Here is a 6,775-nt window from a genome sequence, read left to right as displayed (position 1 = left end):
GTGGTCTGGCATGATCTCCATTTCCTGAATTTCGACGGATAGACCGGTGCACGTTTCTACAATGAGCTCCTTTAAGCGTGCCGCTACTGGTCCGACAAGGACCTTTCGCCGATATTTTGGACACCAGACAACATGGTAGGTACAAGAATAAGTGATGTTATGATTTGATTTATATTTTTTATTTTCCATACATTGATTATACAGCGAATTCCCACATAACACAACTGAGTGCACGTCTTATATCCCCATAGCTAAAGCAAGGGGCTTTACGACGCTCTTTCGGTAACGTTCATACATCTTTGTGCGCATCGTTCCGTTTGTCGCCGCCGCTTAGACTTGCTTATCGTAGTTCAAGCGTGCCAGCAAAAACAGACGGTGCATCCATTTTGGCAGATTGAGGAAGCGTTTGTCTTTGTCGAGTTGGGCGATTTGCTCCAAGTCAGCGGATGATAGTTCAAAATCAAAAATAGCCAGATTACTGTCTATGTGAGTTGGATTTTTAGAGCCTGGAATGACAATATTTCCTGTTTGGACATGCCAATGCAAGATGATTTGCACAACAGATTTATTGTACTTACTTGCCAATTCTGCAAAGATGGGTTCGGCAAGCAAGTCTTTGTCAGCTGAGCCAAGGGGGTACCAAGCTTCAAGCGCAATATTGTCCTTAGCAAGTTTTACTTTCAACTCTTTTTGTTGGAAATAAGGGTGGCATTCCACCTGCACAACAGCAGGTTTGATCGTTCCTTCAGCCAGCACCTTATCCAATTCAAGTCCTGTAAAGTTAGACAGACCAATTGATTTAATCTTGCCCGTTTTTACTGCCTCTTCCATAGCTCTCCAAGCGCCTAGATAATCGCCTGTTGGTTGATGCAACAGCATGAGATCAATGTAATCGATGCCCAACCGCTTCAGGGTATCCTCAATGGCTTGCTTCGCTTTTGCATATTTATATTCTGTCGGCCAGATTTTTGAGGTCAGAAAAATCTCACTTCGATCGATGCCGGATTTTTTGATGGCTCGTCCAACAGCTTTTTCATTCAGATAAATATTTGCCGTATCAATCAATTGATACCCGTTTTTCAGGGCGTGTTCCACGGAACGTTCTGCATCTGCGGGACGGATCCGATAAGTCCCGATCCCAAGGGTTGGCATAATCGCATTATTATTTAAAGTTGTATATCGCATTGTTTCCTCCTTATTTAGTAAAAGCGCCGCTATTTTTCCAAAAAATAGCGGGAGCATATTGTAACTGTATTCTTGAAAGTAAAAATTGGTCTTTTGCGCATCTCCTCCATATAGTGTAACACTTTCACACTAATAACTAGCATTGGGAGTCCATCCGAGCTGGTCACATTCTGTGCGTATCCAAATTAATTACTATCCGTATATAGGTTTCGGAAGCTAATTCCAGCTGTCTTCAGTCTTTATGAAGACTTCCGAGGACAAAAGGATTTTGTACTTCATTTCCACGGATTTGTTCAGAAATGCATTGGATAGCGCATGTTCTCATATTACCTCCTCTACCATCAATAAGTGTAATCAGGCTCCAAAAGTTGCATGTGATCTCCCCATCTCTGTAAGAAGAGACCCCAGCAGCGATGAGGTCCAACCTATAAAAGGGGAACGGTGACAAGTGATTGGAAGCTGAATCTCGAGGCGAAGATGATTTATTCTTACATCGCTGCATGTATTGGAGCGATCTACACGCGGTTACAGCTCAATTGCCTTCTAGAGCTGGCAAGTAACGATTATCACTATGAGCGTCTAATGCTGTACCGAGAATTTAGATATAGGGAAAGTTTAATGAATAAAAATTCAAACTAATGTTTGACAGCGCTTTCTTTATCGGTATAATAGGTATTAGGCAATATGTAACGCATTTTCTAGAGATGTATTATATATTTGCCAAAAATTAGCTTGGGGGATTGAAAATGAACGAAGAAGTGGAACTATCGGAACACAGTCCGGAACAGTTGGTGGCACTGATCCAACAAGGGCACTCTATGCATTTTGAAGAACTATTCTATAGGTTTTTACCACTAGTAAAGAAGTTCAACAGAGCCTACTACTTGAAGTCTTTGGAACAAGATGACTTCTGGCAAGAGGCTCGGATGGTATTGCACAAGGCTGTTCAATCTTATGTGCCTGAGAAAGGCCTACAATTTGCAAGTTTCTACAAATTAACCCTGAAGCATCACATTTTCAGCTTGATCAGGAAAGAGAGTGCAGTCAAGAGAAGGATCGACAAAGGCGCGGTATCTTTGGATGCGATCCTGGAAAATCAGTACAGTAACCATACGGAACATTCGTTTGAAGGTGTTGTGTCGATGAGCTTCTCTCCTGAGGAAATTGTTATGGTGAAGGAAAGTGCATCGGGTTACTTCGAAAGTCTTTCTGATTTCGAACAAGCTGTGTTCATCCGTTTTCTCAATGGATCGGATTTCCTGAGCATCGCGGATGAATTGGATTGCGAGGTGACATCCATCAAGAACGCTTATGATAGATGCCACCGAAAAATGAAGCGTTTGTTGGAATGATATCCAAATAATGCGGGGCCGTCTCCCTTTGGAGGCGGTCTTTTCTTCGTGGCAAGCAGCAGTGGAGCGAAGAAAGGACCGGGCTGCTAGACGGAGGACAGCGCTCGGGTGAGTGCGTAGCTCCGGGCAGTGGTCGCTCGTCGGAGGACAGAGGTAACTTTCAACCTCAACTCCGGAGAGGCCGAGCCTATCGGAGAACGAAGAGGAAATGTTGGACGAACTGCGGCGAAGCTTCCGTTCGCCGGAGGAGAGGAAGAACGGGGCTGGCTCTTTGTGAGGCATTCCTGTTTTTTTCTTTTAGTAAATATAGGTCCTTATATAAATTGAGTTAAATTGTATTCGTTTTTCCTCCTATAGGCGTATACTAAAGAAAACACTTGAGGAGTGGGGAACATGGAAACAGAACGCCAAATCCGTGAATTGGAAAAAGCGATGAATACGACAGACAACCGCCGGTTGTACGAGCGTTGCCTGGCAGTCAAGTTGGTTCTTGAAGGCCACACCCGGAAAGAAGCCGGGCACACCATCGGCCGCGACGAGCATACTGTCAGCCACTATGTGAAAAATTACTGCCATAATGGAATCCAAGGTTTAGTCTCCAAAAAACAAAGCGGACGACCTTCACGGCTGACAGATGAACAGGAAGCGGAACTGGTCCAAATCGTCGCCTACCACACTCCGGAGGAAGTAGGTTTCAAATCCCGTGCCAATTGGACATTGGCGATTGTGTGTGACCTGATTCTCCGGGAATGGGGTTATGGATATACGCAAAAAGGCGTGGCGGACCTCCTTCACCGGCTAGGACTAAGCTGGACCCGTCCGACGTATACCCTCAAAAAAGCGGATTCCAAGAAACAACAGGTATTTTTGGAAGAAACCTTCCCGAGCCTAAAAAAAAATTGCTGAATAGCGATATTGACCACCTCCTATTCGAGGACGAAACCATGATCCGGGATTACCAAGCCATTGGCTGCACCTGGTTTCTCCGCGGCCACCAGCGAAAAATCCCCACTTATGGACAACACAAAGGGGTAAAATTGATAGGCACCTTGGATTATGAAACCGGTCGGACCATTTGTACAGAAGAAGGGGTATACGACGCAGCGGCCTTCCTCCGTTTTCTGGAGCGGACGTTGCGGGAATACCCCACCGGAAAAATCGTGATGGTATTGGATAATGCCCGTATCCACCACGCCAAGCTGATCCAGTCTTTTCTTGAAGAAAACGCTAGGCGCCTGGCACTCATCTTCCTCCCTCCCTACAGCCCTCAGTTGAACCTAATGGAAGGCGTTTGGAAGTGGCTCAAGGGATCGGTCATCAACAATGTTTTTTTTGACCACGTCCAGAAAATCAAACAGTCGGTCCGCGGTTTCTTAGCCTATGTAAACGAGCGCCCCCTTGAGGTGATTGACCGACTGTGCGTGCGGATGTAAAGTATTTAATTCAACCTATATAGTTCATTTCTTTGCCTCAATTGTGCTACACTTTAAGTACGAATTTTAATAAGCAAGGATAGGACTATGAATAAAAATAAACGTTTGATCTATATTTCATTATTGGCTGCGCAGGGTGTGGTGATTACGATGCTGGAGCGGGCGATTCCGTTTCCTTTCGCGTTTGCGCCGGGTGCGAAGCTTGGGTTGGCGAACATCATCACCTTGTTGGCGATTTTTACGCTGCCTTATAAGGACAGTCTGAAGGTCGTGTGGATGCGGTTGTTGATCTCGACGTTGTTGGGCGGGACGTTATCGACCTTCCTGTACAGTTTTGCGGGGGCCTTTTTGAGTTATGGCGGGATGCTTTTGGTCCGGCTTTTGGGACCGAAGCGGGTCAGCATGATCGGCATCAGCGCGGCCGGGGGGATTCTGCATAATGTCGGCCAGCTGGCGATGGCGAGTTTGATTGCGCAATCGTTCAGTGTCATGCTCTACTTGCCGATCCTTTCCATCACTGGCATCTTCTCTGGGATCGCGGTCGGAGTGGCGGCGAACTATTTGTTGGAACACGTTTCGACGATCCGTCAGTTCCAATTGGAGGAGTCCTCTAAAAGTAAATTGACGAAAGCGTGGTATGAGGCTTCACTGGTCTACCGGGAAGAGAAACACTAGCGTTTTATTGCGGGAACCTCTCCAATGCGAAAGGTTTTAAGCCGACTCGTGAGGAAGAAAACAAAGTGAAAAAGATGAAAAAATGCTCGTAGAAGAACTTTTTCATACTACTTCCAGGTTTTGCATGGACAATTATTCACAAATACACTATACTTATAAATGTGGTTATTTTAAATAAGTGATTAGGCACAGTGATGCGCTGAACATAGATAAAAAGGAGACTACCTAATGAGTAAAAAGAATATTGTGGTTGTGGGAGCAGGTTTCGCCGGTGTGGCCGCCGCGAAGAAATTGTCCCGACATTTCAAGAAAAATCCGGATGTCCTGATCACCTTGATCGACAAACATTCCTACCAGACATACATGACCGAGTTGCATGAGGTGGCAGCGGGGCGTGTGCAGCCCGATGCAATCCAATACGATCTGCAACGACTGTTCAGCCGTAGCAGAAACGTGGATATCATTACGGATGAAGTGACCCATGTGGACCGTGAAGCGAAAGTGGTCACGACCAGCAGCCATAGCTTCAAATATGACTACCTGATCTTGGCAATGGGTGGCGAGCCGAATACATTCAACGTACCAGGTGTCGACGAGCATGCCTTCACGATGTGGTCTTGGGAAGATGCGAACAAAATTCGCCGCCACATCAAAGATACAGTCGAAGCGGCAGCGAAGGAACATGATGACGCGAAGCGCAAAGCCATGTTGACTGCTGTAGTCAGTGGTGCCGGCTTCACCGGTGTCGAATTGGTTGGCGAACTGATGGAATGGAAAGACAAACTGGCTAAAGACAATAAGCTGGATCCGGCTGAGTTCAGTCTTTATTTAGTGGAAGCCGCACCACAGATTTTAGGTGTCGTTACCGAAAAGGAACAACAAAAAGCCGAAAAATACATGCTGAAAAAAGGCATCCAGATCATCAAAGGCAATGGAGTCGCCAACGTCAAGAAGGACAGCGTCGAGTTGTCTGACGGAACGGTCATTCCGACACACACGTTGATTTGGACGGCAGGGGTAAAAGCGAACTCTGATGCAGCAGCTTACGGCATCGAGCAAGCAAGAGCGGGTCGTTTGGTAGCCAATAAATACATGGAAGCGAAAGATTCCGATGGTGTTTACTTGGCGGGGGACTTGGTTTACTACGAAGAGCCTGACAAAAACAACGCACCAGTACCGCAAATCGTGCAATCCGCCGAACAAACGGGACACACAGCGGCCGCCAACATCATCGCCTCTATCGAAGGAACAGAGAAACACGAACACAAAGGCACATACCAAGGTTTCATGATTTCGATCGGTTCCCGTTATGGCGTTGCCTACTTGATGGACAAAATCCATTTGAGCGGCTTCATAGCGATGCTCGTGAAGCATATGGTGAACTTGTTCTACTTTATGACGATCGGTTCAGGCTATTATTTCGTGCAATACATTTATCATGAATTCTTTTATATCAAAGAAAAGCGCAACATCTTCCGCGGCCACTTGTCCCGCTTGGGCAATGTACTCTGGGCACTGCCGCTGCGCGTCTTCTACGGCAGCATGTGGACATGGGAAGCGGTCAAGAAGATCTACGGCTTGTACGGCACGACTTCTTGGTTCGGCGATGAAATCGTCCTGCCGTTCGCTTGGCTGAAGGAAGCGACAACCGGGGCATCCGAAGCAGTAACCGAAACAGCAGCTGTCAGCCATCCGGTATTCGGTTTGAGCTATGCCTACGGGGAAGAGCCGATGATGATCTTCAAAGAAGCGCCTGAGTGGTTCAACAGCATCATGCAGGTCATGATCCCGAATCCGGAAATGGCCTTGTTCTTCCAGAAATTCATGACGATCGTCGAGTTGCTGATCGGTTTGGCGATCATCGCGGGCTTGTTCACTTTCTTGGCGAATGCCGCAACGATCGCATTGGTGATTTCGTTCTCCTTATCCGGTATGTTCTACTGGGTGAACATGTGGTTCATTCCGGTGGCCATCGCCTTGATGAACGGATCAGGCAGAGCCTTCGGGTTGGACTACTATGTGATTCCGTGGATCCAGAAGAAACTTGACAACTGGTGGTACGGTAAGACAAAATCAATCTATAGACCGGGCATCGGTCAATAATAACGATCTAACAGGGTTAAGGTAGGG

At 46.6% G+C, this 6,775-nt stretch carries 6 protein-coding genes; 4 read left to right on the top strand and 2 right to left on the bottom strand.

Translation table 11 applies throughout. The annotated features are described in order from the left end of the window. On the bottom strand, positions 1 to 189 hold a 189-nt coding region (gene tnpA / locus TES5_RS15060), incomplete at its 3' end, for an IS200/IS605 family transposase (protein ID WP_157080379.1). A gap of 141 nt (positions 190 to 330) precedes the next feature. After that, positions 331 to 1,242: an aldo/keto reductase gene (locus TES5_RS13295; RefSeq protein ID WP_232309396.1), complete on the bottom strand. Its 912-nt coding sequence runs from the start codon at positions 1,240 to 1,242 to the stop codon at positions 331 to 333. Between the two features lie 689 nt (positions 1,243 to 1,931). Between TES5_RS13295 and TES5_RS13290 the strand changes: the two genes are divergently transcribed. From TES5_RS13290 to TES5_RS13270, 4 genes are all read left to right on the top strand, one after another. Further along, on the top strand, positions 1,932 to 2,537 hold the full coding sequence (locus tag TES5_RS13290; RefSeq protein ID WP_068562471.1) for a sigma-70 family RNA polymerase sigma factor: 606 nt from the start codon (positions 1,932 to 1,934) through the stop codon (positions 2,535 to 2,537). Positions 2,538 to 2,930: 393 nt separating this feature from the next. Beyond that, positions 2,931 to 3,970, top strand: a protein-coding gene (locus TES5_RS15275) for an IS630 family transposase (RefSeq protein WP_232309394.1) whose coding sequence is annotated in 2 segments (ribosomal slippage) — positions 2,931 to 3,428 and positions 3,431 to 3,970 — 1,038 coding nt in all. Because the reading frame shifts where the segments join, the coding sequence is not laid out codon by codon here. A gap of 87 nt (positions 3,971 to 4,057) precedes the next feature. Then, on the top strand, positions 4,058 to 4,645 hold the full coding sequence (locus tag TES5_RS13275; RefSeq protein WP_068562469.1) for a Gx transporter family protein: 588 nt from the start codon (positions 4,058 to 4,060) through the stop codon (positions 4,643 to 4,645). 228 nt (positions 4,646 to 4,873) lie between these two features. Further along, positions 4,874 to 6,748, top strand: coding sequence for an NAD(P)/FAD-dependent oxidoreductase (locus TES5_RS13270; RefSeq protein ID WP_068562468.1), 1,875 nt, complete (start codon positions 4,874 to 4,876; stop codon positions 6,746 to 6,748). The last annotated feature ends 27 nt before the right edge of the window (positions 6,749 to 6,775 follow it).

It is taken from the genome of Trichococcus sp. ES5 (genome assembly GCF_900067165.1).
Lineage (GTDB): Bacteria > Bacillota > Bacilli > Lactobacillales > Aerococcaceae > Trichococcus > Trichococcus flocculiformis.
This window is presented reverse-complemented; position numbering and strand designations above follow the sequence as displayed.

Excerpts from the sequence above, each read along its gene's own strand:
- TES5_RS13290 (WP_068562471.1), top strand. The coding sequence starts at position 1,932 with ATGAACGAAGAAGTGGAACTATCGGAACACAGTCCGGAACAGTTGGTG.
- TES5_RS13270 (WP_068562468.1), top strand. The coding sequence starts at position 4,874 with ATGAGTAAAAAGAATATTGTGGTTGTGGGAGCAGGTTTCGCCGGTGTG.
- TES5_RS13295 (WP_232309396.1), bottom strand. The coding sequence starts at position 1,242 with ATGCTCCCGCTATTTTTTGGAAAAATAGCGGCGCTTTTACTAAATAAG.
- TES5_RS13275 (WP_068562469.1), top strand. The coding sequence starts at position 4,058 with ATGAATAAAAATAAACGTTTGATCTATATTTCATTATTGGCTGCGCAG.